Genomic DNA, 25,850 nt, shown 5'->3' with positions numbered 1-25,850 from the left:
ATGTAGGAGCTGCCGAAGGCTGCGATCTTTTAGGACTCAATCCAATCCCAGTTTCTTGAGCCGATAGCGCATCGACCGAAACGACAGATTCAACCGTTGTGCCGCCGCCGTGCGGTTCCAGCGGGTTTCCTCCAGCGCCTGGAGGATCAGTTTGCGTTCGACGTTTTCCAGATAATCTTCCAGATTATCGATGCGCGTCAGGTCCGGCACGCCGGTTTCGGCGGTGCAGTTACCTTCGGCGAGCCGCAAGTCACTGGCTTCGATCTGTTTGTTCTCGCACAAGGTGTGGGCGCGTTCGAGCATGTTTTCCAGCTCCCGCACATTGCCCGGGAAGCGGTAGCTTTTCAGCGCTTCAAGGGCTTGCGGGTGTAGTTTTGCCGCGGGTTGGCCGGTGCCGGCCGCCAGGCGTTTGAGGACATGGCTGGCGAGGGTCTCAATATCGTCCCGGCGTTCGCGCAAGGGCGGGACCCTTAGCTCGATCACGTTAAGGCGATAATACAAATCCTGGCGGAAACGTTCGGCGCTGACTTCGGCGTCGAGGTCTTTGTGGGTGGCGCAGAGAATACGCACATCGACCACGGTTTCCTGTTGCCCGCCCACGCTACGTACGGCTTTCTCCTGAATCGCCCGCAGCAGTTTGACCTGCATGGCCAGCGGCAAATCAGCCACTTCGTCTAGAAACAAAGTGCCGCCATGGGCCGCCTGGAACAGTCCGGGCTTGTCTTCGATGGCGCCGCTGAAGCTGCCCTTGCGATGGCCGAAGAATTCACTTTCCATCAATTCCGACGGTATCGCCCCGCAATTGACCGGGACGAAGGGGCGGTTGGCGCGCGGGCCTTGTTCGTGGATCAGGCGAGCCACCAGCTCCTTGCCGCTGCCGGATTCACCGCTGATGTACACCGGTGCCTGGCTGCGGGCCAGTTTGTCGATTTGCTTGCGCAGGTTGCGCATGGGCAGTGAATCGCCCAGTAATCGGCGATCAATGGCGGTACTGGCGCCACCTGGAGCGGGCAGGCGCAGGGCGCTGGTGACCAATTCTCGCAGGCGGGTGAGGTCCACCGGTTTGGTCAGGAAGTCGAAGGCTCCGGCCTTGAGGGCGTTGATGGCCGTTTCCAGGCTGCCGTAAGCCGTAATCATTGCCACCGGCACCTGGGGATAACGTTGCTGGATATGTTGCACCAGTTCCAGGCCTGTGCCATCGGGCAGGCGCATGTCGGTCAGGCACAGGTCGAATGTCTCCCGGCCCAGCAGGGCCTGGGCTTCGCCGAGGTTGCGGGCACTGAAAGTGTCGAGTTTCATCCGTCCCAGGGTGATTTCCAGGAGTTCGCGGATATCCGGTTCGTCATCGACGATCAGGACTTTCTGCTGTGGGCTCATGTTCAACTTTGTTTCCGTCCGTGTGCAAAGGTGATGCGAAAGCAGCCGCCGCCTTGGCGTGGTTTGAAGTCTAGGCGGGCCTGGTTGCTTTCGCACAGCTCACGGGACAGATAGAGCCCAAGGCCTGTGCCTTGGGTACTGGTGGTGAAGAAGGGTTCGAACAGGTGCACTTGCTGGTCCGGTGCCACGCCGAGGCCATTGTCCAGCACTTCGAGGACCGGCAACTGGCTGTCGGCGTCGATAAACAGCTCAAGCCAGACTTCGGCCTTTTCGTGGGTCAAGGCGCTGTGCCGCCAGGCATTGCGCAACAAGTTGTCGAGAATCTGGGTCAGCTGGTTCGGATCCATCAACGTTTTGAAGTGGCCCAAGCCGATGCGCAGGTGAATGTGCTGGCGTTCGGTCGCGGCCTCACGGGCTTCTTCGACGAACTGCGCAAGCCACAGCTTCAGATCGAGCCGCTGCGGTGCGGTTTGTTGGCGGCGGGACAGTTGCAGGACGTTTTCGATAACCCGATTCATTCGCTGAGAGTGGTCTTGGATAATCTGGGTCAGACGTCGATCCGCGCCGTTCAGTTCCTCGGATTCTTGCAGCAACTGCGCGGCATGACTAACGGCGCCCAGCGGATTGCGGATCTCGTGGGCGATACCGGCGGTCAGGCGACCGAGGGCCGCGAGCTTCAGTTGCTGGGCCTGTTGGGCGATCTGGGCGAGGTCTTCGAGAAAGACCAGAGTTTGATGGTGCGGGCTTTGGTCCAGCGCAATGAAGCTCGGTTGCAGCTCCAGGCCGGAACGGGCGATTTTCAGGCTCGGGGGGCGCAAGGTCGGGTTGTTGAGCCACAGTTGCAGGCGTTCGACCAGGATGGGTGAGTAATCATCAATCAACTGGCCGTCCAGGTGCTCCTGGCCCAGCAAGGACAGGGCACTGTGGTTAGCCAGTTGCACGTGGCGCTGGTTGTCGAGCACCAGGATGCCGGTGCGCATGCGTTGCAGAATCAGTGCGTTGAGGGCTTCAAGGCCGACCACTTCGCTGGCCCGTTGCTCGGCGAGGTGTTCGCTGACTTCCAGGCGCCTGATCAAACCTTGCACCAGCAACGCAGCGGCAAAACACAGCGCGCCGAGAGTGCCGGCTTGCAGATAGTCACTGGGGCTGGTGGGGCGGGTGAAGCTCAGCAGGAAACTCAAACCGACAATACCAAGGGCCGCGACCGCTGCAATCAACAAGCCGATACGCCCGCGCAACAGGGTGTTGCCGATGGCCACGGAGACGATCAGCAAATTGCCAATGGCGCTGGCCGCACCGCCGGCGGCGTAGAACAGGCCGCATAGCAGCAACACGTCGGCCAGGGCGAGACTGAACAGTTGCGTCGGGCGCCGGGTGTTTTCCAGGAACACCACGACCAGGATGTTCAGTACCAGATACAACCAGCTGCCACTGCGCAGCAGATCGTTATTGGCGAATGTCAGCAACTGGTTGTCCATGTTGCTGGAGATCAACAACACCAAGGTGATGCCGACGCATAAACGGTAGAGATGATAGAGGCGCAGCAGTCGCTGGGCCTGTTTGCTGCCAGGGCTGGAGGCCTCAGCGATCACTGGAGCCCGGGCCTTGCTCAAGGTGAGCCTGGCTGCAATACCACTGTTGTTGAAGGCTCAGCGCACGGTCGCGGGGCAGGTGGACGCCGCAGTGTGCACAACGGACCATCGGCGCCGCTTCCAGCTCGGCGGAGGACCGAGGCGTTGAGGCCTGACCCTTGAACTTGCGCCAGAACCATACCGCAGCGGCAATCAGGGCGATCCAGAACAGTAAACGAAGCATGGTGAGCTGCTTTATGAATGATGATCAGGCAGTTTAGCCAAGGACATGACAGGCGCACAGCGTAATAAATCGCAGCAATAAAAAAGGGAGACTCAAGAGTCTCCCTTTTCGCACAACCGGTGGTGTCAGTCGAACACACCGAAGGTCATGTAGCTGAACCACGAGCGGTCGCTGTTGTTGCCTTCCGCTTCGTGTTGTTCTTCCTCGATCACATCGCCGTTTTCATCTTTAGGCTTGAGATCGTTCGGAATCGAGTCTTTCGCGTCCTGGAACTGCTTCTGCACGTCCTGGTTGGCGCGGGTTTCGCCCGGTGGCAGCGGCGGACGGGATTCGATCAGGCCCAGGGTGGCCTTGCTCAGCCACGAACGGTTATCCGCTTCGTCGACCGATGGCTTGAACTGACCGTCCACCAGACTTGGGTGGTTCGGGTAGTTGAGCTTCAGGGTTTCGAGGCTGGTGTTGGCCAGTTCGTCCAGGTGCAGACGCTGGTAGGCCTCGACCATCACCGCCAGGCCGTCACCGACCGAAGGGGTTTCCTGGAAGTTTTCCACCACATAACGACCACGGTTCGCGGCAGCGACATAAGCCTGACGGGTCAGGTAGTAGTCGGCAACGTGAATCTCGTAGGAGGCCAGCAGGTTGCGCAGATAAATCATGCGCTGCTTGGCATCCGGCGAGTAGCGGCTGTTCGGGTAGCGGCTGGTCAGCTGGGCGAACTCGTTGTACGAGTCGCGGGCAGCGCCCGGGTCACGCTTGGTCATGTCCAGCGGCAGGAAGCGCGCCAGCAGGCCGACGTCCTGGTCAAAGGAAGTCAGACCTTTCAGGTAATACGCGTAATCCACGTTCGGATGCTGTGGATGCAAACGAATGAAACGCTCGGCGGCAGACTTGGCAGCCTCAGGCTCGGCGTTCTTGTAGTTGGCGTAGATAAGCTCGAGTTGAGCCTGATCAGCGTAGCGCCCGAACGGATAACGCGACTCCAGGGCCTTCAGCTTGGCTGTGGCGCTGGTGTAGCTGTTGTTGTCCAGATCGGTCTGAGCCTGCTGGTACAGCTCGACTTCGCTAAGGTTTTCGTCTACGACTTCCTTCGATGAGCAAGCAGCGGTCAATGCGAGGATGGCGATCAGCAGCAGGTGTTTCACTTGCATGGCGGCTTGCGTCCCTATGACGGCCGCTGTCTTGGGCGGGGCCGTCCTGTTATGATGAGCGCCCCGTTGAATAGCCTCGGGGCAAAAGACGCCGTATTTAACCACAAGCGCGCAGCCGAAACCAAAGGCTGTGCCGACGCCTAGTCTGAGCATGTCCGATAAAATTGAACTTCGCGCAGAGGTGCCGTCCGAATTGGGCGGCCAACGCCTCGATCAAGTCGCCGCACAATTATTCGCTGAGCACTCGCGCTCGCGCCTTTCCGCCTGGATCAAAGACGGCCGCCTGACTGTGGATGGGGCGGTTATCCGCCCGCGAGACATTGTTCATGGTGGTGCCATTCTTGAACTCACTGCCGAGCAGGAAGCTCAGGGCGAATGGATCGCTCAGGACATCGAGCTGGACATCGTCTACGAAGACGACGACATCCTGGTGATCAACAAACCTGCGGGTCTGGTGGTGCATCCGGCTGCCGGTCACGCTGACGGCACCTTGCTCAACGCCTTGCTGCACCACGTGCCGGACATCATCAATGTGCCCCGCGCCGGTATCGTGCATCGCCTGGACAAGGACACCACCGGTCTGATGGTGGTGGCCAAGACCATTCAAGCGCAGACGCAGCTGGTTACACAGTTGCAGAGCCGCAGCGTCAGCCGGATCTACGAGTGCATCGTGATCGGCGTGGTCACCGCCGGTGGCAAGATCAACGCGCCGATCGGTCGTCACGGCCAGCAACGCCAGCGCATGGCGGTGATGGAAGGTGGCAAGCAAGCCGTCAGCCACTACCGCGTGCTCGAGCGTTTCCGCTCCCACACTCATGTGCGGGTGAAGCTGGAAACCGGTCGTACGCACCAGATTCGCGTACACATGGCCCACATCAACTACCCGTTGGTCGGAGATCCTGCCTACGGCGGTCGTTTCCGCATCCCGCCGGCAGCCAGTGTGACCATGGTCGAATCGTTGAAGGCGTTCCCGCGCCAGGCACTGCACGCGCGGTTCCTGGAGCTGGATCATCCGACCACCGGTAAACGCATGAGCTGGGAATCGCCACTGCCGGACGATTTCGTCTGGTTGCTGACCCTGCTCAAGCAAGACCGTGAGGCGTTCATCGGATGAGTGACTGGCTGATACCCGACTGGCCTGCGCCTGCCGGGGTGAAAGCCTGCGTTACCACCCGTGCGGGCGGCGTCAGTCTGGCGCCGTTCGACAGCCTCAACCTCGGCGATCACGTCGACGACAGCCCCCAGGCTGTGGCCGAAAATCGCCGTCGCCTCACCGATCATTTCTCTATTCAACCGGCCTGGTTGCAACAGGTTCACGGCATTGTCGTGGCTGATGCAGACCCCAGTCAGGTTGCCACTGCCGACGCCAGTTGGACGCAAACGCCCGGTATTGCTTGCGCGGCGATGACTGCGGACTGCCTGCCCGCATTGTTTTGCGACCGTGCCGGCACTCGCGTTGCCGCGGCCCACGCCGGTTGGCGCGGGCTGGCAGCGGGTGTTCTGGAAGCGACCCTCGACAGTCTGGCCGTGGCGCCGGAAGAGGTGCTGGTCTGGCTCGGCCCGGCCATCGGCCCGCAAGCCTTCGAAGTCGGCCCGGAAGTTCGGGAAGTCTTCATCCAGCAATTGCCTGAAGCCGCAAAAGCCTTTGTTCCGAGCCAGAACGCCGGCAAGTTCATGGCCGACATCTATGAGCTGGCGCGTTTGCGTCTGGCTGTTCGTGGTGTCACGGCTGTTTATGGTGGCGGTTTCTGCACCGTGACCGATCCACGCTTCTTTTCTTACCGCCGCAGTCCACGCACCGGTCGGTTTGCCTCCCTGGTCTGGCTCGAAGACTAAGCTTCCCTGATCTACATCAACCGTATGACGCTTGAAACTCCCAGAATCGACCGCATCTAGTGAGGTATCTGGCAGGTTTCTTCACTCAGGATGGTTTTTTAGGTCCGGCCTGCTCAAAAGGAAGGTGACCCATGCGTATAGACCGTTTAACCAGCAAATTGCAGTTAGCCCTATCCGACGCCCAATCTCTGGCCGTCGGCCTCGATCATCCGGGCATTGAACCGGCGCACTTGATGCAAGCCATGCTTGAACAACAGGGTGGTTCGATCAAACCCCTGTTGATGCAAGTCGGCTTTGACGTCAACAGCCTGCGCAAAGAGCTGACTAAAGAGCTCGACCAGCTACCGAAAATCCAGAACCCGACCGGCGACGTCAACATGTCGCAGGACTTGGCGCGCCTGCTCAACCAGGCTGATCGCCTGGCTCAGCAGAAGGGTGATCAATTCATCTCCAGCGAGCTGGTGCTGCTCGCGGCGATGGACGAGAACAGCAAACTCGGCAAATTGCTGCTCGGCCAAGGTGTGAGCAAAAAGGCTCTGGAAAACGCGATCAACAACCTGCGCGGCGGCGAAGCAGTCAATGACGCCAACCACGAAGAATCGCGTCAGGCCCTGGACAAGTACACCGTCGACCTGACCAAGCGCGCCGAAGAAGGCAAGCTTGACCCGGTGATCGGCCGTGACGACGAAATTCGCCGGACCATTCAGGTCTTGCAACGCCGCACCAAGAACAACCCGGTACTGATCGGCGAGCCTGGCGTGGGTAAAACCGCCATCGCCGAAGGCCTGGCCCAGCGCATCATCAACGGCGAAGTGCCGGACGGCCTCAAAGGCAAGCGCCTGTTGTCCCTGGACATGGGCGCGCTGATTGCCGGTGCGAAGTACCGTGGCGAGTTCGAAGAACGCCTCAAATCGCTGCTCAACGAACTGTCGAAGCAGGAAGGGCAGATCATTCTGTTCATCGACGAACTGCACACCATGGTCGGCGCTGGTAAAGGCGAAGGCTCGATGGATGCCGGCAACATGCTCAAACCGGCATTGGCTCGCGGCGAGTTGCATTGCGTCGGCGCGACCACGCTCAACGAGTACCGCCAATATATAGAGAAGGACGCGGCCCTCGAACGGCGCTTCCAGAAAGTACTGGTGGAAGAGCCGAGCGAAGAAGACACCATCGCGATTCTGCGTGGCCTTAAAGAACGTTATGAGGTTCACCACAAGGTCGCGATCACCGACGGCGCGATCATCGCCGCGGCCAAACTCAGCCATCGCTACATCACTGATCGGCAGTTGCCGGACAAGGCCATCGACCTGATCGACGAAGCGGCCAGCCGTATCCGCATGGAGATCGACTCCAAGCCGGAAGTACTCGATCGTTTGGAACGTCGTTTGATTCAGCTGAAGGTGGAATCCCAGGCGCTGAAGAAAGAAAGCGACGAAGCGGCGATGAAACGTCTGGAAAAACTCCAGGAAGAAATCGTTCGTCTGGAGCGTGAGTATTCGGACCTCGAAGAAATCTGGAATTCGGAAAAAGCCGAAGTCCAGGGCTCGGCGCAGATCCAGCAGAAAATCGAACAGTCCCGTCAGGAACTGGAAGCCGCGCGCCGCAAAGGCGACCTGAACCGCATGGCCGAGTTGCAATACGGGATCATTCCGGACCTGGAACGCAGCCTGCAAATGGTCGATCAGCACGGCAAAAGCGAAAACCAGTTGCTGCGCAGCAAGGTGACTGAAGAAGAGATCGCGGAAGTCGTCTCGAAATGGACTGGCATCCCCGTGTCGAAAATGCTCGAAGGCGAGCGCGACAAGTTGATGAAGATGGAAAGCCTGTTGCACCAACGTGTGATCGGCCAAAACGAAGCGGTGATCGCGGTTTCCAACGCGGTGCGGCGTTCCCGTGCCGGGTTGTCCGACCCGAATCGTCCGAGTGGTTCGTTCATGTTCCTCGGCCCGACGGGTGTCGGTAAAACCGAGCTGTGCAAGGCGCTGGCCGAGTTCCTCTTCGATACTGAAGAGGCGATGGTGCGGATCGACATGTCCGAGTTCATGGAAAAACATTCCGTGGCCCGGCTGATTGGCGCGCCACCAGGCTACGTGGGCTATGAAGAGGGCGGTTACCTGACCGAGGCGGTGCGTCGCAAGCCTTATTCGGTGATCCTCCTGGACGAGGTCGAGAAGGCCCACCCGGACGTGTTCAACATCTTGCTGCAAGTGCTGGAAGATGGCCGGTTGACCGACAGCCATGGCCGTACGGTGGATTTCAAGAATACCGTGATCGTCATGACCTCCAACCTCGGTTCGGTACAGATCCAGGAACTGGTCGGTGATCGTGAAGCGCAACGCGCGGCGGTGATGGATGCGATTTCCACGCACTTCCGGCCGGAGTTCATCAACCGGGTTGACGAAGTGGTGATCTTCGAGCCGTTGGCGCGGGATCAGATCGCGGGTATCACCGAGATCCAATTGGGCCGTCTGCGCAGTCGCCTGACCGAGCGCGAGCTGAAACTGGAACTCAGCCCTGAAGCGATGGATAAGTTGATCGCGGTGGGTTACGACCCGGTCTATGGCGCACGGCCGCTCAAACGGGCGATCCAGCGCTGGATCGAGAACCCGCTGGCGCAGTTGATTCTGTCCGGGCGTTTCCTCCCGGGCGAGACCGCTGTCGGCAAGGTGGAAAATGACGAAATCGTTTTCTCCTGAGTCGTAATGCCAGTGAAATAAACAAGGCCTCGCATTGCGAGGCCTTTTTTTCGCCAGGCTGTTGAACTCTAAGGAAAAGGCTTGTAAAGTGCGCCCCGCAGTAAGTCGCCCGGAAGGGTTTCTGCTCCCCAAGCAGAAATCTGAAATAAGTTGCAAATCATTAACTTGAATGCAATTTAGGGGGTTGACAGAGGTGCTTAAGATTGTAGAATAGCGCGCCTCAGACACACGAACGCAGCGATGCGAACGGGTCGAGAGATGCAACAAGCTTCACCGTTGTAAATTGAAATATGTAGTTCCGTGATAGCTCAGTCGGTAGAGCAAATGACTGTTAATCATTGGGTCCCAGGTTCGAGTCCTGGTCACGGAGCCAATTTCAAACCGGGGTATAGCGCAGTCCGGTAGCGCGCCTGCTTTGGGAGCAGGATGTCAGGAGTTCGAATCCCCTTACCCCGACCATTTTTGGGTCGTTAGCTCAGTTGGTAGAGCAGTTGGCTTTTAACCAATTGGTCGTAGGTTCGAATCCCACACGACCCACCATTTTTGAAACCAGTTAACGCTGGGATCAGATCTTAAGATCAGAGGCCAAAAGCGCTGATCGAAGAAGAAGGCGACTGAAAGGTCGCCTTTTTTTTACCGGGGTATAGCGCAGTCCGGTAGCGCGCCTGCTTTGGGAGCAGGATGTCAGGAGTTCGAATCCCCTTACCCCGACCATATTAAAAATCCTCGTATCGAAAGATACGGGGATTTTTTTTGTCTTTGAAAAAGCGTAATCCAGCTTAAAGTCATCGTACAACTTGCCGATAACGAGCCATCGGAGCGCAAACAGCGCCTCCCTCCCGCCCATAAAAACAAAAGGCGCTCGTTATGTTTCTTCGTCAGCTGAATATTGCTCCCCGTGCTGCGCTGGGTTTTGCCCTGATTGCGGTGCTGGTGGCGTTGCTCGGGGTGTTTGCGCTGGGGCAGATGTCGAGCATTCGTGACAGCGAGGTGGCGGTTGAAAGCCAATGGTTGCCGAGCATCCGTGGCGGCGATGAGATCCGCGAGATCATGCTGCGCATCCGTACCATCTCCCTGCGCATGGCTCTGGACCAGGACCCTAAGAACATTGCGCAGTACCGCAGCCAGATGGACACCCGGGACAGGGAGCTGAGCGACAAGATTGCTGCCTACGACAAGCTGGTTAACACCGCTGAAGGCAAGCAGTTATATGACCAATTCAAAACCACCTTCGCCGCGTACCGCTCGGGCATCGCGCAATCGTTCACCCTGGCGGAACAGGGCCGTCGCGACGAACTGACCAAGTTGCTGCTGGTGGATATGAAGACCGTGGTCGATGGCTCCGGCAAACAACTCACCGACTTGGCGGATCTGTTCGCCAAACAAGTCGCCACCGAAAGCCAGAACTCCGCCGCGCACTACGAAACCTCGCGCACGATTGTCAGCCTGTTCATCGCCCTGGCGGCGCTGGCCACCGTCGGCCTGGCGATGTTACTGACCCGCAGCATCGTGCACCCGTTGAATGAAGCCCTGAATGCCGCAGAAAATGTGGCCCGTGGTGATCTCACCAATCCCATCGAAACCCACGGTAGCGATGAAGTCAGCCGCTTGCTCAAGGCCCTGGCGACCATGCAGCAGAACTTGCGTGAAACCCTGCAAGGCATCAGTGGTTCGGCCACTCAACTGGCCACGGCGGCCGACGAGTTGAACGCTGTTACCCTCGACAGCACCCAAGATCTACAACAGCAGAATAACGAGATCGAACAAGCCGCCACCGCAGTCAACGAAATGACCACGGCTGTGGAAGAAGTCGCACGCAACGCGGTGTCCACGTCCGACGCTACCCGTCAATCCAGTGAGTCGGCGCATCTGGGCCAGGAACGGGTCAGCGAAACTGCCAGCGCGATCAGCGCCCTCGCCAGCGACGTACAGCACACCGGCGAGTTGGTGCAGTCGCTGGCCAATCAGTCCCAGGACATCGGCAAGGTGCTGGACGTGATTCGCGCCATTGCCGAGCAAACGAACCTGTTGGCGCTCAACGCCGCCATTGAAGCTGCACGGGCAGGGGAGAGTGGTCGCGGTTTCGCGGTGGTGGCCGATGAAGTGCGGGCACTGGCGCATCGCACCCAGCAATCGACCCAGGAAATCGAGCAAATGGTCCAGGGCATGCGCAGTGGCTCGACGCTGGCGCTCGATTCCATGCAGGCCAGTGCCTCGCGGGCCGCCAGCACGTTGGTCCTGGCCGAGCGCGCGGGCGAGGCGTTGCAGACCATCACCGCGTCGGTGCATGAGATTCACGAGCGTAACCTAGTGATCGCCAGTGCCGCTGAAGAACAGGCGCAAGTGGCGCGGGAAGTCGATCGCAACCTGGTGAATATCCGCGACCTGTCGGTGCGCTCGGCGGCTGGCGCCGATCAGACCAGCGCCTCCAGTCATGAGCTGTCAAAACTGGCCAATGCACTGCAGGGCATGGTGCAGCGCTTTCGGGTGTAAAACCGCCAGACGCAAAAAAGCCGCGCTTCCTGTCGAGGAATACGCGGCTCGTTTGTTCTGAGGCTTAGGCGCCGTCTTGGTCTTTCAGGTGTTCGAACAGGCCTTTTGGCATTTTCTTGCCGTTGGCTTCGAAGTTGGCTTTCACATTGTCGAAAGCCTCTTGTTCATCGATGAAGCCATCGTGGTTTTTGTCGATCTTGTCGAAGTTGGACTTCGGCGCGACGGCCTGGAATTCGGCACGGGATACTTTTCCGTCGCCATCTGTGTCGGTTTTTGCCATCGATGCATCACCGCATTTGCCTTCGCCACACTTGCCTTCCGGGGTCTTCACGGCCTGCTCAGCCGATGCCAGCAGATAGCCTTGGGTCAATGGCTGGGCAGCGAATACGGTGCCGGTCAACATCATGCCGCCGGCCAAAACAGCGCCGAGCAGACCGATAGTGTTTTTAGTGGTACGGGACATTTGAAATCTCCTGGGTTGCACGACACAACCGCTCGATAAAGGATGCCGCGTTATTGCGGCGTTAACCGAAGCAGGCGGTGCCTTGCTCGGGTGTGGCCATTTAACGGGGCGGGTGTATCGCTTCTGTGTCGTGCAAGGGGGGAGTTTGTAAGCGAAGGGGGGAAAAGGTGGGGCGGGATACAGTGAGACACACATGTGTCAGGAAGTCGGACCGCGACGCACCATTCGCGGACAAGCCTCGCTCCTACAGGTAGGAGCGAGGCTTATCCGCGAAGAGGCCCTATCTGACGCTAAAGATCTTAATGCAGCTTCAGGCGCGGTTCAGTCCCACGCCCAATCTTGCTCCCGAGCATCAACATCGCCGTACGAAACGCGCCATACAACGCCATCTGGTGCATCCGGTACAACGACACATAAAACATCCGCGCCAGCCAGCCCTCCAGCATCACGCTGCCGGTGAGGTTGCCCATCAAGTTACCCACAGCCGAAAAACGCGACAGCGAGATCAGCGAGCCGTAGTCGGTGTACTTGTACTCCGGCAGCGCTTTGCCCTCGATCCGCAACTTCAGCGATTTGGCCAGCAACGAGGCCTGCTGATGCGCAGCCTGGGCGCGTGGTGGCACATTTCGGTCGGTGCCTGGTTGTGGGCAGGCGGCGCAGTCACCGAAGGCGAAGATGTTTTCGTCGCGAGTGGTTTGCAGGGTCGGCAGCACTTGCAGCTGGTTGATGCGGTTGGTTTCCAGGCCGTCGATGTCCTTGAGAAAACCCGGTGCACGAATCCCGGCAGCCCAGACTTTCAGACTCGCATTGATCACTTTGCCGTCGGCGGTGATCAGGCTGTCGGCAGTCACTTCGCTGACTGCCGCATTGGTCATCACGTTGACCCCGAGTTTCTCCAGGGTTTTATGCACAGGCCCGCCGATGCGTTCCGGCAGGGCTGGCAACACCCGTGGTCCGGCTTCGATCAGGGTAATGTGCATGTTTTCCGGTTTGATCCGGTCCAGACCGTAGGCCGCCAGTTCATGGGCGGCGTTGTGCAGTTCGGCCGCCAGTTCGACGCCCGTGGCGCCGGCGCCGACGATGGCCACGCTAATCTGCTCGACCACGTCGGTTTGCCCGGCATGGGCGCGCAGGTAGTGGTTGAGCAGTTGCTGATGGAAACGCTCGGCCTGTTTGCGGGTGTCGAGGAACAGGCAATGTTGCGCCGCGCCCTGGGTGCCGAAATCGTTGGTGGTGCTCCCGACGGCGATGACCAGCGAGTCGTAACCCACTTCACGGGCCGGCACCAATTCCACGCCGGCTTCGTCATAAGTGGCGGCCAGCTGGATTTTTTTCGCTGCGCGATCAAGCCCGCTCATGCGCCCCAGCTGGAACTCGAAGTGGTTCCATTTGGCTTGGGCAACATAATTGAGTTCATCTTCGGAAGAGTTCAGCGACCCGGCCGCCACTTCGTGCAACAGCGGTTTCCAGATGTGGGTCAGGTTCGCGTCGACCAGCATCACACTGGCCGTGCCGCGCTTGCCCAGAGTCTTACCCAGACGGGTAGCCAACTCCAGACCGCCGGCGCCGCCGCCAACGATAACAATACGATGAGTCATGGGGATATCTCGCAAGGCTAAAAGAAATCGGTGCGATTACCCGAGCGAGCGCGAAGCGGCTCATAGCGTCAGGTAACCGATAAGGCGGCTCAACAGGCCCAAACCAATGGTCACTGCCAGCACTAACACCAGGAGCATCCACGGCCGAAAAGGCCGGCGCTCGACTCGGTGTTGGGACAGGTGCAGGTACTCTTCGACATGCTTCTGGTCGTCGGGGTTCAGGCGGCTGGTCATATTGGGCCTCGTCAGGGGTAGACGTTGCTGAATGTGTAGAAGCTACAGACTGATTTAACGAACGTTGAACGGAGCATAGCCGCTGTCTGGAACAGGCTCGACGCTCACCGTATCGTCCAGTCGAATGATTCCACTTTGTAACACTCGGGCGGTGATTCCGCCATGTCCTCGAACCGCCTGAAAAGTCCCGGGGCCGAGGTTGTTTTGCAGGCGTGCGCACGGTTGGCACCAGCCGGTGGTTTCGAAAATCGCCTGGCCGATCTTGAAGCGCCGGCCCTTGAGACTGAACAGATTGATACCGCTGATCACCAGGTTGCGCCGCAATTCACCCGGTAATACCGGCTTATCGTCCGGGCGTCCCATCAGCGAACTGATCACCGCCAGATGCTCCCACTGAATCAGCGTCACCTGCCGCGCATTACGTACGCCCGGACGGGCCTTGTCGCCGGTCAAACCAGCCTCAAGTCGCGCCTCCACGGCCTCCAGTTCAATCATCGGCGCGTGAGATTCCGGGCGCACGCCTATCCAGCGAACACGGCCAATTTGCGGGACTTCAGCTATCAGTTCCTGCAACGGACTCACAGGCTGATCCCGACATCGAAGACGATGCTGCGACCCAGGTTACTGCGCAGGAAATCCGGGGCATCCGGATGGGCGAACAGTACGCGGGCGAACGTCGGCCCGACCAGCGACAACGAGCGCCAACCCTGGCGCAAATATTCGGTGGGCGGCGGGAAATGGCTGTTGAGGTCCAGCACTTCACGCTTGAGACTGGCGAAGGCGATGATGTCCAGCTCCCCCAGGTCCATACCGCGTTCTTTGTAGTTGTGGGCTTTTTTGCGCAGGGTCGGCGCCAGTCGCAGCAAGAACTCGTTGGCTGGAATGCGCCGAGGCTTGGCCTCGCGACGTACCAGCGAACTGAGTGAAAACGCGCTGCGCCGACGTTGCAGTTCGTCGCGCCACTCGTCGTTGAGGCGCCGGCCTTCGTCGAGGACGAAGAACACCTCGAAACTGGCATCGCGAAACAGCACGTCCGGCGGCTCCCCGGCAGGGGCGAACTCGTCGGCGCGATAGGGAATGTTCAGGCCTTGCAGCAGGCGCTGGCAGACCCAACGCTCACGCTCCCATTTGCGGGCATTGGACAGAAACGCGTTGGCTTGCTCGGCCGCGATGGTCAGCAGGCGTAAATAATCTGAGTCATCCATAGGCCCAAGCTTAGCGTTCAAATGTGATCCTAATGAATAAAGTCTGTCGCGAAAGAAAAAAGTCTGTCGCGATTTTTTTGGGGGGGCAGCTCCGCGCGATGGGGTTAGGCCGAAATGGGCTCGATGCTGCCCCGGCAGCCAGATCATTCGAAGGGAGCTACGCTCGCTTGCTTGAGAAGACAGATTCACTCACGTCAACCCCTTTCTGCGGGATAGGCTGCCTAGCCGTGGATGAAGGCACTAAAGTCACTTCACCTCGCCTCCCTCTAACGGCAACATTAAAATTAGCTGCTCCTAAGTAAAATTTTATAGTTAATAATAGCTTGAGATTAGATAGGTTTTGCCTGTTGCTTATTGGTTTTACACTTTGTGATTCTGTTGGGGGAGTGGTGTTATGGTCGATGCGGTTAAGTTTCTATTGTCTTCGTTTCCTGATGAAAGCTTGGCTTCTCTCATATCGCGCTATCACGTTGTGTCCGGTGGGTACTCAGGTAATGAAACGGTTATGGAACTGTTTGGAAAGGAGTCGTTTCACTTGGCATCATTAAATGTTGATGATGTTAGGGGGATGTTGAATTGGTTTGGCGGGAGAGGTAAAGGGGTTGTTGGAAGCCTTATTCATAATAATAGTTTGCTTCCATTGTATGCTGCTTTTGTCGCTCGTAATGTCAGGTATTTTGATGGTTTAGTGCCGGGTGAAGAAATCTATACTTCAAAGTCTATCTGTGAGGAGGAAAGAAAAACTTGGGTTTGTCCTGAGTGCTTGATGGAAGATTGTGAACACTACGGAGTGGCTTATTTGCATCGAGCCCACCAGATTCCTGGCGTTTATTCATGCTGGAAGCATGGTATAGAGATTGTTAATTTTTGCCCGGAATGCTCAAGTAGTTTTTGAAAGAAATGAAATATTAAGTGTGCATATCTCAGGATGTCAGTGTGGATGGCGTGGTTCGAATTTCATTCGACGGGCGAGAGAGATGTAAAATTGGACAGTCATTTTCAATTTTTGCAAGAGAGATCTTGGTTGCCAATTTAGCACCCATTCCCAATAGAATTCTAGTTAGAGCTTTTTCAAAAGCTATTGCGGAGAGAGCTGTTGGGTGCAAGTTCGGACTGGATGATATAAATAATTTTATTTATTCACATTTTGATAATGGCTTTTTGAATAAGGTCATAGGTGGCCAATTTTATTCTTCAGCTAGAATAATGGTTACTAATAATATAGCGCAATTATCGCTTTCAAAAAACTTCTTGTTGGCTTTTGTCTGTTTGGTGATTTTGAAGGGTTTTTATCGGCAGTTAAAGTCGAGTGCATGAGCTTAAATGTTCATGAATTGCGTAATAGGTTTAGAGTTGGTGGGCGCGAAAGGCTTGCTGAAGAGCTGCTGAGTCACTTGTTCTGGCCGACCATGATCGAGCGTGCGGACAGCACGTCGCAGTGGCTCAATTGGTTCTACCGGATCGACTCACCGTTGGGCGCCTCGCCCAGCGGGCATGGCAGCGATCCTGCTGGAATGGCTGTCATTGTCGTGACGTTGCGCATCGCGCTATACGTGGGGGACTGGCAACTGTATGGCGTGGCCTTCGTGGTGATTGCCGCGCGCCAACATGCGCTGTTTATTCTGTACCACGACGCGACGCACTATCACCTGACCCGTCATCGCACGCTAAACGACTTTCTGATCAACCTGGCGATCGGGGTGCCAGGAATGGTCCCGGTGGAATTCTATCGGCCCCTGCACCTCGAACATCATCAACAGACCGGAACCGCGAACGACCCGGAGTGGCGTTTTCTGTATCACCGGCAGCCTTGGGATTTCCGCCCGCTGAGCGGGAAGTTGTTGCTGCGGCAATTGCTCGGGGATCTGTTCTTGATCAACACGCTGCGCAACCTGCGTGCCTACAAGGCGGCGGGCGGAGCATCACCGAAGATGACCCAGCCGGCATTGGTTGCCGGTGTGATCTGGCTGGTCCTTTTATCTTTCATCGCTTGGCAAACGTCAGCCCAGACGCTCTTGCTGATGGTGTTTTTCTGGTTTGTGCCACTGGCCACGCTGGGCACCCTGCTGCAGAAAATCCACAGCATCGCCGAGCACAGTGGCGGACCTGACGTCACCCCCCGGTTGGCGGGAATGGACATATGCCTGGAAAGTCGGGTGCGCAGGGCGGTTTTTCATTTGGCCTTATCACATCAATCTGCACCTGCATCATCACCACAGTGCCAACCATCCCTGGCATGTTCTCCCGCGTCTGGTGACGGCGGATGACGCGTTGCTGGACTCACGGACGCTGCCCTCGCTGCTCTGGTCGGGGATGAAGAAGAACCGTTGATCCAGCCTGTTTCCCGGGCAGCACCGCTGGCGCAAAGAACGCCCCACGTTTTTAACTTGCAGCTTCACCCTTGGGATTGCTGGCAATCAGGCTGGCGCCGCATGCGGTTTTCATCCCGTGAAGCGCCACCGCGATGCCGCCGACATCCAGCAGGGCGCTGCCCTGCGTAATAGGGAAAACACCTTTGCACAGCGGGCAAACCACCTTATGGCCAACACCGGACATGGGTTTGCCGTTCAGGTCAGTCTGGTTGAAAGCTTCAAGAACGGTTCCACCGTGACTGGTGGAGTCGCCGAGTCGAATGATGTCCATATCTGATCCTTTTCGTGTTACTGACAGACATTCATTTCTCAGCGGCATATGCTTACTGAGGAATGAGTATTTCAGATATAAGAAGCGCAGTTCCAGAGGGCCAAGTGGCACCCTGGAACAGCCAAACACACAGGTCTGCGGAGTTTTTACAGTTCATCCACCCAGTTACTGTTCGGCTTCAAGTCGGCCAGGAACTCTTCCAGTGTGTGATCCTGCTGCACGACCGACACTTTGGGTGCCAAAGGAGCTGGAGGTGCGGGAGGCGCCTCCTCAGTGCTGGCAGTTTGCGGCATCAACGTGACACCGAAATGATCATTGCCAGCAGGCTTGTTACCAGGCGTTGGTGAGGTCACGGTAATGATCGTTGCCTGGTCCTGGCGGCGCATCGGCATGACCACGCTGGTGTCGGCATTCAGGTAACTGGCCATGGTTGCCAACGCAATTCCGACAAAGGGCGAGGCCGCGCCGGTATCGCCGAGACGCTGGGTGAGGTCGTAGCTTTCCCGCGACTCCAGCAAGTCGAGCGGGCTGTTGGCCGCTCTGAGGGCCGGTAACAGTTCGGCCAGCGGCGTGGTGTTCAGGCCGCCATCGAAGAACACTCGGGACGGTTTCGGAGAGAGCCCATCCGTGGCGTTTTTCCAGCCTTCGGCCAGTTTGACGGTCAAAGCCTCGCGCTTCAGGCGCTCGCCAGTATCCGGTCGTTGCAGTGACACCGTCACCGGCCGGTGCAACTTGGCCAGCACCGGCAGCGCATCCCACTGCTCGAAAGCACGTTGGGTCCAGGGTTGAGGAATAAACTCCGACGGCTGGAACTCCGCCGCAGGTTTGCGCCAGCCCCAACCGGTGAACGCAGGATCGATCTTGTTCTCGTTGACCTTGGCGAACTGAGCGTAGTAACGCAGCCATTCAACGCGTTCGGGGCGGCCGACGACCAAGGCAACCATCGAGTCGGTAAGTTCGCCAGGTTGTCGAGGTCCGGTTCCGAGCCCTATGGGTTTATTACCCTTCGTAGTCAATGACAACGCCATATTGAAGCCTTCATTAACGTAGATCAGCAATGCAGGAAGATCGGGATTGCGCTCGAATGTCTGGAACAGCGACTCCAGTAAAGCTTCGGGGGTATCACTACAGACGATGCCGTCCTGCAAATTACGAATGCGATGCCAATGCAGCCCGGCAGGTCCTCGCATGTTGTTGACCATTACAGACAAACTTTCTTCAGTTTCTTCAGGCGTAAAACGCAGGTTCGGTGTTTTTGGATTCCAGCCACGAACTACGGTAATAGTCGGGATAGGCCATTTCTCCAGAAAATCCCGTAATCCCAATTCCAAGGCGTCTGCCTCCCTTTTTTCAGAGGCCATGTCCTTGTCGTCGGCAGTTACCGGGTACTTCTTCGGGTCCATGGGCAAGATGCTGCCAACGTGCAAGGCTTCTGACTGTTTTGCATTTTGTTCTTGCAAGGTTTGCCAGGTCTGCCCTTGGCGGAATACGTCGAGGCTCATTCCGATGCTGAGCACATCCAGAGTTTCCAGACGGGGCGATGTGGTTGGGGCGCGGTAACGAGCATCAACAGGCATGGTGGCGGCCTCCTTGGCCGACGAGGTATAGGCAGTCACGGACGTGGCCGAGCTGGCAAAGCAACGGCTAGCCGTCAGTGGATGTTCAGCCGCCTGAGCCAGAGGGCTGGTCAGCAAAAGGCCGGAAATGGACAAGTACGCAAAGAGGTGGCGCATCAAATGGGCCCACCAAAACGAATGGACTTGCCTAGCTTGTTCCCGCCCCATGTCTGTGTGGCAACCAGGGAGGGCAGATTGGTAGTGCCCACGATAGCCGGCAGTGTACCGCTCACGCGGTACACTGCCGTGGAATCGATCAGGTTGCGATTCTTGCCGTCTTCTAATCGGTAGAACTTCTGCACTTCCTCGTCTGGAAGGTCATTGTCTATCTCCGAATCAATTTGAGCCCTTCCTTTAGCTCGCTTACTCGTCCAATCCAACCGCCAGTCCGCCACGCGACAGAGGTACGCATAGAAGGTCGCATCATCGACACTTTCGCCCGCACCAATGGCCACGTCATAAGCCAGCACTCTCCGGCTGTGCTCCGGGTTGTTCGGAATGGCGGAGTGGAAAGACAGAGCCTCTTGATACTCGCGTTGTAGGCGCAGGCGTGCCTCATAGGGTGTCTCTCCGCGTGTGATCAGGACCATGCCATTACCTTGCGCTCGAACCACAAACACATGGGAGGTCTTCTGGGATGCTTCTTTGTCTTCGTTGCGCGCCTGTTTCACACTGTCTGTATCGCGCCCATATTTGAAAGCTATCTTCTCGTCCATGGTTTCCTGGCGAGCATTTTTCGCCTCCTTGGGACGCCAGCCGTTATTACTCACGCCGATGGAGGCGTCGATAGGGTCCAGTTTGTCCTTGCTCTGGTAAACCCCACTCTTTGAATCCTCCCCCGGCGCTGTAATGGAGCCGTCAGCGCTAAAGTCCGCCTCAGTCGGCACTGGCAACAGGGAGGCTGTCAGCATAACGCTAGCACCCTGTGGAAAAGCGGCGCGACTGCTATGATCCATTAGCCCGAAACCGGTGTCTTCCCAGGTTTCCTCCCCCTCAAGAAGCAAAGGATAGGCATAAGGAGGGACATGTAAGCCGATTTTTTCCTTCTTGCCACCGCGTTTACGCACAGTGAATATGCGCTGATGGAAAAGATGCGGAAGTACCTTGCGTGCAGGTACGCCTTCGATCTCGTCCCCAATACCCTGCCAACCGATACCCTGGACGTTGCCAAGGCCCACGGTCTGGTCCTGGGGAGTGAAATAAAGATAGGTGCAGCCGCGATTGTCTCGCTCGTCGAACGAGATTTTCTCTCCGCCGATGTTGGCTTGAGACGACGAGCTACCGGTCCAACCCAGCCCACCAATGGCGCCATAACCCTGGCAGTTTTTGAGCGTGACGCTCGACAGCGCCGGATTGGAGTTCGGGTTGCCAGAGATGAATTGCAATATGCCGTTGAGGGTGGCAATACGCGCTCCTGTCGTCTGTTGCCCCAGCCATTTCTGGGCCTTTTCGTTGTTCGGCTGGTACAAACTATAAGGTGAGTTGATCATGACGACCCCGTCAACCGGACGTTCACCTTCATCCTTGAGGAAAGCATGGGCCAGCAGGGTGAGCAGCGTGCCCTGACTGTGACCTACCACGTTGACCGTATCGTTCGGATAACGCTTGCGAATAATTTTGATCAACATCGCCAGGCGCAGGGCGGCCAGTACCATATAGCGACGGTTAGCGGCTGAGTACAGCGGGTGGGTCAGGTTGCCACCAATAAAATTGAGGGGAAGGATGCCGAACGGATAGCCGTTGAAACCCTCGCCCCACATGTCAGGCAAGTTGGTGGTGGCATTGGCGAACTGACCGCCTTCCTTGGAGCCGGTCTTATCCAGACGGTTGCCGTTTCGGTCTTCCCACTGTCCATGAGCTTTGGTTTTATTGATCTTCTCCTCTTCCTCCCGAAACCCCCAATAAAATGGAATAACCACACTGCGCGGTTGGCAGCCGTTGCTGGATGCACCGAAGTTGCGCCGGTAGTACACGGCGTCAGGGTTTGTTGCCTTGCCGTCATCGTCAGCGGGCAGGCTGTACGTGGCCGGCATCAGAAAGCCCGGATTGTTCGCGCCGTTGGGCAGAGTGCGTGGCATATCCAGGCGCTCGTTCAATCCCTGGCACAGGCCACGCTCGACGCGTTCGTAGCAACCGGCCATGTCGTTGACGCCATGTACGACGATAGTCACGCAGGGCTTGGGTGGCGGCGGGATGAGGTGTACGTCGCCACCGCTGGGCATGGTGATCGATTGGGCGGAACAGATTTTTTTCGTCTGGACGGCGTCATTCATCGTGCATTTCCTCCTTGAAGTGTTACCCCGTTGGTCTCGACGCGTGGGGTCGAGCGCCTGGCCGGGTTAGTGCCTGCTCCCCGACGCAGGTCGGCTGGTGTCGTGATGAGCAGACGTAGTGAGTCTAGGACCTTCATTTTGTTCCCCTAAGGTGATGACCCTTGCACGCGGTAAGGTCATGACGGATTCGCTCGCTGAGGCCTATTGGCGCTGCGCCTCAAATACGAAGGGGTCCCCCTGATTCGGGAAGTGCAACAGGTACTGCGCCACCGGGTTTTTAGCATTGGGTACCCGGTAATCCACTTTCAGCCCGGTCGGATTGTTTTCCAGCTCCGCCCCCAGGTAGGCGTTTTCCGGATAGCTGAACTGATTGCCGGGCGCCTTGCGAATGGCCGAGCAAGAGGAGAACAGTCGCGGTAACGCGTATAGATGCTGGCCGTGTACCAGCAACACCAGGGGGTAGCGATCACCGTAGCCACTGCTGACGTACTGCAACTCCAGGCACGTTGAGGCGCCTTGGCGCCAGGCCGTGGCGGTCGCGAGGTTTTCCGGGTCGATGGGATCACCGACGGGCCACTGCGGCAAGGCGAAGTTGACCGCATCGCGCAGTGGCCAACGTTGTTTGCCAATCGTCAGGGCTTCGCCATCGAAGACAATCTCGGGCGTGCCTTTGGGCGGTTCGAGATTCAGCCCGTCGGGAGCGCTCCATTGCACATCTTCAAAACGTTCAAACGCCGGGCGCATGGCGTTGACCCACAGGCAATGCCTTGGCGATTCCGAACAGGGCATGGCGAGTTCGGTGCCGGGCCCTGCAAACAGGTTGTCGCCCAACGACTGATAGAAAGCACGGTAATCGGTGAACTGTACCGGAGCTGCCTGCGCCAGAAAGGGCAGGCCCGCACCGAGAAACAGACTCAGACAACGGGTGACTTTTCTCATCGATGCCCCTTGGCGCCGGATGCCTTGATGTACTCCGGATTGGTGGTCCAGAAGATCGTTTTGCCGATGGCGGCAGTGGATTGGTATTTGTAGGTATAACGACCCCGCTCGCGGGTATTTACCATTGTGTTGGTCTTTTTGTTGAACTGCGTCCAATAGGTGATCTTCTCCGGCAACGTGACTTGCGCAACACCAAAGATGTTGTGCGAGGGGGAGCCGTAGTGGAACCCGGAAGAGTGTCGGGGATTGGTCGACTTCTTGATATCGACACCATCCCACCAATACGCCCCGTTGGAGGGATCATTGCCACGCTGGGCGAGCGCGTCCCGTGCACTCTCTACCGCCGAGCGCATGTTCAGATCGGCATTGATGGCCGCTTCCGAGGCCGCCATCAATTGGTTGTAACGGACATTGTTGCCCTTCGTGGCGACGACGTAGCCGGCGCCGGCCTCCTTGAGCAGGCTGTCGACGTCGGCAAGCTGCCACGCGCGCATGCGGTTGGTCACCGTAAAGCAAATAGCGCGGACTTCCTGCGGGTTGTTGTCCGTCGAAGCTTCGCCGAATCCTATGGCCGCGAGCTTGCGCACCTGCGTTGTCAGGACTTCAGGCATTTTGTTTCTCCTTCACCGGCCACGATTCCAGTTCCAGCTCCATGTCGGAAGGGAATTCCGGCGTGCGCTCACCGGAACCCTCGGCCACGACTTCCCCGGCGGACATCACCTTGAAGTGGTGCGGCGCGGGTCCACCTTTGTCATCCTTGAATTCAAAGAACTGCACAATTTCCTCTGCCTCATCATCGGCACTGGCAACACTGGCAGCAGCCCCCGCACCGCCTGCCGCGGCACCCGCGGCTGCGGGGGAGGGCGGCTTGAGCATGGCCACATTGGCAATGCTCATCACATCTTTCTGCAACAACTGCGTGGCGCCCTGATCTCAAGAATATCAAGGCCTCCAGCGTGTAGGTCGCGACAGTCTTTATTCTTCAAGGTCAAATGCGACAAGCAGAAAGCTTTGCTTCGATAAGGCGGCGCAATGGCCGAGTAGTTTTCATCGGTGTCCGTAGCTTGAAGCGTTCTTGTTGACTTCGTTGCCGCATGTTTCCAGGTCAGTCCGGTTCGACCTTTACTGTATCTTCTCCCAGGTGAACGGCCCTGGAGGCTTTATGAATACAACAGAAACAACCGATACCATCGCGGGCTACCTGCAGTTTCCTGTGGCATTCAAAAATCCGGACCTTAATCGCCAGACAATTGCCGACGCCGTGAGGGCTGCGTCCTTTGACCTGCTGGTTCTGCCTGAGATGTGTACGACAGGTTATCTTTTTGACACTAAAGAAGAACTTCTCCCTTTTGCCGAGAGCGCCGAAACGGGCGTGTTTGCCCGGTTTCTCCAAGATTTGTCAGCGCAGAAACAGGCGACGTTAGTTGCCGGGATGGTCGAGCGTGATGGCGACACTCTTTACAACACAGCGATTGTGGTCAGTCGAGGCAAGTGGCTGGGTAAACAGCGCAAGTGCCATCTCAGCGATCTGGAGAAGAAACTGTTCGAGGAGGGCGATGCCTGGCAGTGTTTTGATGATGGCAAGATTCGCTTCGGGGTTCTGATCTGTTTTGATCTCTGGGTTCCCGAGGCTGCTCGGTTACTCGCGCTGGACGGAGCGAAACTCCTTTGTTGCCCGGTCAATTACGGCGGTCCCTGGACGGGCGACATCATGCGAGTCCGCGCGATGGAAAATGGCCTTCCGCTTGTTTCCTGCAACAGGACAGGCGTCGAATCGGGCCAGCAAATGACCGCTCACTTCCGCGGTGAGAGCCAGGTCATCGATGCCTCCGGAAACAGGCTTATTCAAGCGGGGGAAGAAACCGGCCTTGGTCTGACTGTATTGTCTATCGGCTCCAAGGGGGCCATTCAAGGCAATGTCATGTGTAGCGACCTTTTAAAACACGCGCGACGGTACACGCTCTCCGGCCCCTTTAATCGGTAGCTCGCTACGCGCGATGGACTGGGCATGGGAAACGGCCGGTGTAGACTGGGAATTGCTGCGCGTATGCGCCTCAACTAAGGGAATGACGTGAAATATTGGCCGGTATTACTGCTCAGTCTTATGCCCCTGTGGGCCCATGCGCTGGAGGTGGGTGAGCGACTGGCGCCCTGGACGCTGCTCGATCAGTTCGATCAGGCCTTCACCCTCGACAACCAGACGCAGACGTTGCTGGTGGCGCGCAGTATGGACGCCGCGAAACTGGTCGATGCCGCGTTGCAAGGCCAGTCCAAGGGTTATCTGGAGGCGCGACACACGGTGTTTGTCGCCGACATCCAGCGCATGCCACGGCTGATCGCGAAAATGTTCGCGGTGCCAGCCATGCGCGATTACGCCTATCGGGTCATGCTCGACCGTGATGGCCGTGTCGCGCCGCGTTATCCCGGGTCTGTGGATAAAGTGCTGTGGCTGCAACTCAAGGACGGTCAATTGGTCGAGCAGCACGAATACGCCACCGCTGCGCAATTGCGCGAGGCGCTGAAGAAGGCTCGGCCATGATCGGTGCCGAATTGCTGTCGCCGGAGAGCCTGACAATTGGCTGGCTGATTTACGCGCCGGTGCTGATCTGGGCGATTTGTCGCGCACCCTGGGTCGAGTTATTCACCGACAGTCGCCGCCAGCATTTGCTGTTAGGCACAGTGTTCGCGCTGTTCATGTTGTGGTTGGTGCGACGGGATTTCGATACCGGTGTGTCCTATCACTTTATAGGCATGACCGCGGTGACGTTGCTGCTGGACTGGCCGCTGGCGATTGTCGGCGCGCTGGTGGCGCAACTGGGGCTGGTGCTGCTCGGGCGGCAGGATCTGGCCGCTGTCGGGGTGAATGGCACGTTGATTATTCTGCTGCCGGTATTGGTGACGGAATGCTGCGCGATCCTCGTCGAGCGTGCGCAACCGCGTAACCCCTTTGTGTATATCTTCGTTTCCGGTTTCTTTGCGGCGGCGCTGTCAGCGTTGCTGTGCCTGCTACTGGCCTTGTGGCTGCTGTGGTTCGACGAACGTTTCGAGATGCCGTACTGGCTGGAAGATTTTGTCGGTTATCTGTGGCTGCTGATTTTCCCCGAGGCGTTTATCAACGGCATGATCATCAGCGCGTTGGTGGTGTTCAGTCCCGAGTGGCTGGAGACGTTCAATCGCACTCGCTACCTTTCAGCACCCTGGAAAGACGACGACCCCAAGTCTTGATCCACATCAAATCGGTCTGGCGCTCGCGAACTCATGCTCGGCAAAACCTTCAGGAGCACCGATATGAGCGTTTACGAGTGGGCACGGCAGGAGTTGCGTCACAGTCTGGATGCAGCGCAGGAGGTGGGGTTTGATCCGGGGTTGAGCCTGCGCGCCTTGCTCAGTGCGGTGGTGCAACAGAGCAAGGTCGTACGCAGTGTCGAGGATCTGGCGGATGAGTTGCAGTTTCTTGCCGAGAACCTTGATGACGGTCAGGACTACGGTTTTATGCGGCCCTGACTTTTGTGGA

General features: G+C 57.7%; 25 protein-coding genes, 4 tRNA genes and 1 pseudogene. 15 read left to right on the top strand and 15 right to left on the bottom strand.

Annotated features, from left to right (window positions below; genetic code table 11):
* Positions 1-36: 36 nt before the first annotated feature.
* From ACA071_RS27080 to ACA071_RS27065, 4 genes are all read right to left on the bottom strand, one after another.
* A complete protein-coding gene (locus tag ACA071_RS27080) occupies positions 37-1,377 on the bottom strand; it encodes a sigma-54-dependent transcriptional regulator (protein WP_497641883.1) in 1,341 nt (446 codons plus the stop codon).
* 2 nt (positions 1,378-1,379) lie between these two features.
* Positions 1,380-2,969 carry a sensor histidine kinase gene (locus ACA071_RS27075; protein WP_497645394.1) on the bottom strand — a complete coding sequence of 530 codons (1,590 nt, stop codon included), beginning with the start codon at positions 2,967-2,969 and terminating at the stop codon, positions 1,380-1,382.
* Positions 2,959-3,192 carry a PP0621 family protein gene (locus ACA071_RS27070; RefSeq protein WP_497641882.1) on the bottom strand — a complete coding sequence of 78 codons (234 nt, stop codon included), beginning with the start codon at positions 3,190-3,192 and terminating at the stop codon, positions 2,959-2,961. Before ACA071_RS27070 ends, ACA071_RS27075 begins: the two co-directional genes overlap by 11 nt.
* Before the next feature lie 125 nt (positions 3,193-3,317).
* On the bottom strand, positions 3,318-4,340 hold the full coding sequence (locus tag ACA071_RS27065) for an outer membrane protein assembly factor BamD (protein WP_475268896.1): 1,023 nt from the start codon (positions 4,338-4,340) through the stop codon (positions 3,318-3,320).
* Between the two features lie 151 nt (positions 4,341-4,491).
* On the opposite strand from ACA071_RS27065, the gene rluD reads away from it, so the two are divergent.
* The 8 genes from rluD (at position 4,492) to ACA071_RS27025 (ending at position 11,365) form a co-directional block, all read left to right on the top strand.
* A complete protein-coding gene (gene rluD / locus ACA071_RS27060) occupies positions 4,492-5,454 on the top strand; it encodes a 23S rRNA pseudouridine(1911/1915/1917) synthase RluD (RefSeq protein WP_007942311.1) in 963 nt (320 codons plus the stop codon).
* Complete coding sequence (pgeF, locus tag ACA071_RS27055) at positions 5,451-6,176, top strand: peptidoglycan editing factor PgeF (protein ID WP_497641881.1); 726 nt, start codon at positions 5,451-5,453, stop codon at positions 6,174-6,176. The genes rluD and pgeF overlap by 4 nt, the downstream gene beginning before the upstream one ends.
* A gap of 131 nt (positions 6,177-6,307) precedes the next feature.
* On the top strand, positions 6,308-8,872 hold the full coding sequence (gene clpB / locus ACA071_RS27050; RefSeq protein WP_497641880.1) for an ATP-dependent chaperone ClpB: 2,565 nt from the start codon (positions 6,308-6,310) through the stop codon (positions 8,870-8,872).
* A 297-nt stretch (positions 8,873-9,169) separates the two neighbouring features.
* A tRNA-Asn gene (locus ACA071_RS27045) sits at positions 9,170-9,245 on the top strand.
* Positions 9,246-9,254: 9 nt separating this feature from the next.
* Positions 9,255-9,331: transfer RNA gene (locus ACA071_RS27040), tRNA-Pro, on the top strand.
* 5 nt (positions 9,332-9,336) lie between these two features.
* Positions 9,337-9,412: transfer RNA gene (locus ACA071_RS27035), tRNA-Lys, on the top strand.
* Between the two features lie 97 nt (positions 9,413-9,509).
* Positions 9,510-9,586, top strand: a tRNA-Pro gene (locus tag ACA071_RS27030).
* Between the two features lie 153 nt (positions 9,587-9,739).
* On the top strand, positions 9,740-11,365 hold the full coding sequence (locus tag ACA071_RS27025) for a methyl-accepting chemotaxis protein (protein WP_497641879.1): 1,626 nt from the start codon (positions 9,740-9,742) through the stop codon (positions 11,363-11,365).
* Between the two features lie 64 nt (positions 11,366-11,429).
* On the opposite strand, the gene ACA071_RS27020 is transcribed toward ACA071_RS27025, so the two are convergent.
* The 5 genes from ACA071_RS27020 to ACA071_RS27000 all read right to left on the bottom strand — a co-directional run bounded on the left by ACA071_RS27020 (position 11,430) and on the right by ACA071_RS27000 (position 14,865).
* Positions 11,430-11,828: an HvfA family oxazolone/thioamide-modified RiPP metallophore gene (locus ACA071_RS27020; protein WP_497641878.1), complete on the bottom strand. Its 399-nt coding sequence runs from the start codon at positions 11,826-11,828 to the stop codon at positions 11,430-11,432.
* Between the two features lie 299 nt (positions 11,829-12,127).
* The gene (locus ACA071_RS27015) at positions 12,128-13,426 is read right to left on the bottom strand and encodes an NAD(P)/FAD-dependent oxidoreductase (protein WP_497641877.1); all 1,299 of its coding nucleotides are present in this window, start codon (positions 13,424-13,426) and stop codon (positions 12,128-12,130) included.
* A gap of 60 nt (positions 13,427-13,486) precedes the next feature.
* Positions 13,487-13,660, bottom strand: a complete 174-nt coding sequence (locus ACA071_RS27010) for a DUF3094 family protein (RefSeq protein WP_054051322.1) — start codon at positions 13,658-13,660, stop codon at positions 13,487-13,489.
* Between the two features lie 54 nt (positions 13,661-13,714).
* Entirely contained in the window at positions 13,715-14,242 is a 528-nt protein-coding gene (locus tag ACA071_RS27005; protein WP_497641876.1) for an MOSC domain-containing protein, read from the bottom strand.
* Entirely contained in the window at positions 14,239-14,865 is a 627-nt protein-coding gene (locus tag ACA071_RS27000) for a DUF1780 domain-containing protein (RefSeq protein ID WP_008154887.1), read from the bottom strand. Before ACA071_RS27000 ends, ACA071_RS27005 begins: the two co-directional genes overlap by 4 nt.
* Before the next feature lie 394 nt (positions 14,866-15,259).
* Between ACA071_RS27000 and ACA071_RS26995 the strand changes: the two genes are divergently transcribed.
* From ACA071_RS26995 to ACA071_RS26985, 3 genes and pseudogenes are all read left to right on the top strand, one after another.
* Positions 15,260-15,760 carry a TniQ family protein gene (locus ACA071_RS26995; RefSeq protein ID WP_497641875.1) on the top strand — a complete coding sequence of 167 codons (501 nt, stop codon included), beginning with the start codon at positions 15,260-15,262 and terminating at the stop codon, positions 15,758-15,760.
* 41 nt (positions 15,761-15,801) lie between these two features.
* Positions 15,802-16,182 (top strand): hypothetical protein, encoded by a 381-nt coding sequence (locus ACA071_RS26990; RefSeq protein ID WP_497641874.1) that lies wholly within the window; start codon positions 15,802-15,804, stop codon positions 16,180-16,182.
* 65 nt (positions 16,183-16,247) lie between these two features.
* A pseudogene (locus ACA071_RS26985) lies at positions 16,248-17,196 on the top strand (fatty acid desaturase family protein); the annotation flags it as partial.
* 51 nt (positions 17,197-17,247) lie between these two features.
* Here the strand turns inward: ACA071_RS26985 and ACA071_RS26980 are convergent.
* From ACA071_RS26980 to ACA071_RS26955, 6 genes are all read right to left on the bottom strand, one after another.
* Positions 17,248-17,508 (bottom strand): PAAR domain-containing protein, encoded by a 261-nt coding sequence (locus ACA071_RS26980; protein WP_054048120.1) that lies wholly within the window; start codon positions 17,506-17,508, stop codon positions 17,248-17,250.
* 146 nt (positions 17,509-17,654) lie between these two features.
* Positions 17,655-19,241: a type VI lipase adapter Tla3 domain-containing protein gene (locus ACA071_RS26975; RefSeq protein WP_497641873.1), complete on the bottom strand. Its 1,587-nt coding sequence runs from the start codon at positions 19,239-19,241 to the stop codon at positions 17,655-17,657.
* Positions 19,241-21,397: a T6SS effector phospholipase Tle3 domain-containing protein gene (locus ACA071_RS26970; protein ID WP_497641872.1), complete on the bottom strand. Its 2,157-nt coding sequence runs from the start codon at positions 21,395-21,397 to the stop codon at positions 19,241-19,243. The genes ACA071_RS26975 and ACA071_RS26970 overlap by 1 nt, the downstream gene beginning before the upstream one ends.
* 201 nt (positions 21,398-21,598) lie before the next feature.
* Positions 21,599-22,336, bottom strand: a complete 738-nt coding sequence (locus ACA071_RS26965; RefSeq protein WP_497641871.1) for a hypothetical protein — start codon at positions 22,334-22,336, stop codon at positions 21,599-21,601.
* Entirely contained in the window at positions 22,333-22,947 is a 615-nt protein-coding gene (locus tag ACA071_RS26960) for a hypothetical protein (protein ID WP_497641870.1), read from the bottom strand. Before ACA071_RS26960 ends, ACA071_RS26965 begins: the two co-directional genes overlap by 4 nt.
* On the bottom strand, positions 22,940-23,233 hold the full coding sequence (locus ACA071_RS26955) for a hypothetical protein (RefSeq protein WP_497641869.1): 294 nt from the start codon (positions 23,231-23,233) through the stop codon (positions 22,940-22,942). The genes ACA071_RS26960 and ACA071_RS26955 overlap by 8 nt, the downstream gene beginning before the upstream one ends.
* A gap of 265 nt (positions 23,234-23,498) precedes the next feature.
* Here ACA071_RS26955 and ACA071_RS26950 point away from each other — a divergent pair, with 265 nt between their 5' ends.
* The 4 genes from ACA071_RS26950 to ACA071_RS26935 all read left to right on the top strand — a co-directional run bounded on the left by ACA071_RS26950 (position 23,499) and on the right by ACA071_RS26935 (position 25,840).
* Complete coding sequence (locus ACA071_RS26950) at positions 23,499-24,320, top strand: nitrilase-related carbon-nitrogen hydrolase (RefSeq protein WP_497641868.1); 822 nt, start codon at positions 23,499-23,501, stop codon at positions 24,318-24,320.
* A gap of 87 nt (positions 24,321-24,407) precedes the next feature.
* Positions 24,408-24,875, top strand: a complete 468-nt coding sequence (locus ACA071_RS26945; protein ID WP_497641867.1) for an FAD/FMN-containing dehydrogenase — start codon at positions 24,408-24,410, stop codon at positions 24,873-24,875.
* Positions 24,872-25,561 carry an energy-coupling factor ABC transporter permease gene (locus ACA071_RS26940; RefSeq protein ID WP_497641866.1) on the top strand — a complete coding sequence of 230 codons (690 nt, stop codon included), beginning with the start codon at positions 24,872-24,874 and terminating at the stop codon, positions 25,559-25,561. Before ACA071_RS26945 ends, ACA071_RS26940 begins: the two co-directional genes overlap by 4 nt.
* Before the next feature lie 63 nt (positions 25,562-25,624).
* Positions 25,625-25,840: a hypothetical protein gene (locus ACA071_RS26935; RefSeq protein ID WP_497641865.1), complete on the top strand. Its 216-nt coding sequence runs from the start codon at positions 25,625-25,627 to the stop codon at positions 25,838-25,840.
* The last annotated feature ends 10 nt before the right edge of the window (positions 25,841-25,850 follow it).

This window comes from Pseudomonas sp. LBUM1646 (assembly GCF_059716165.1).
The sequence above is the reverse complement of the archived record's forward strand: the minus strand, read 5'-3'. Positions and strand labels throughout refer to the sequence as shown.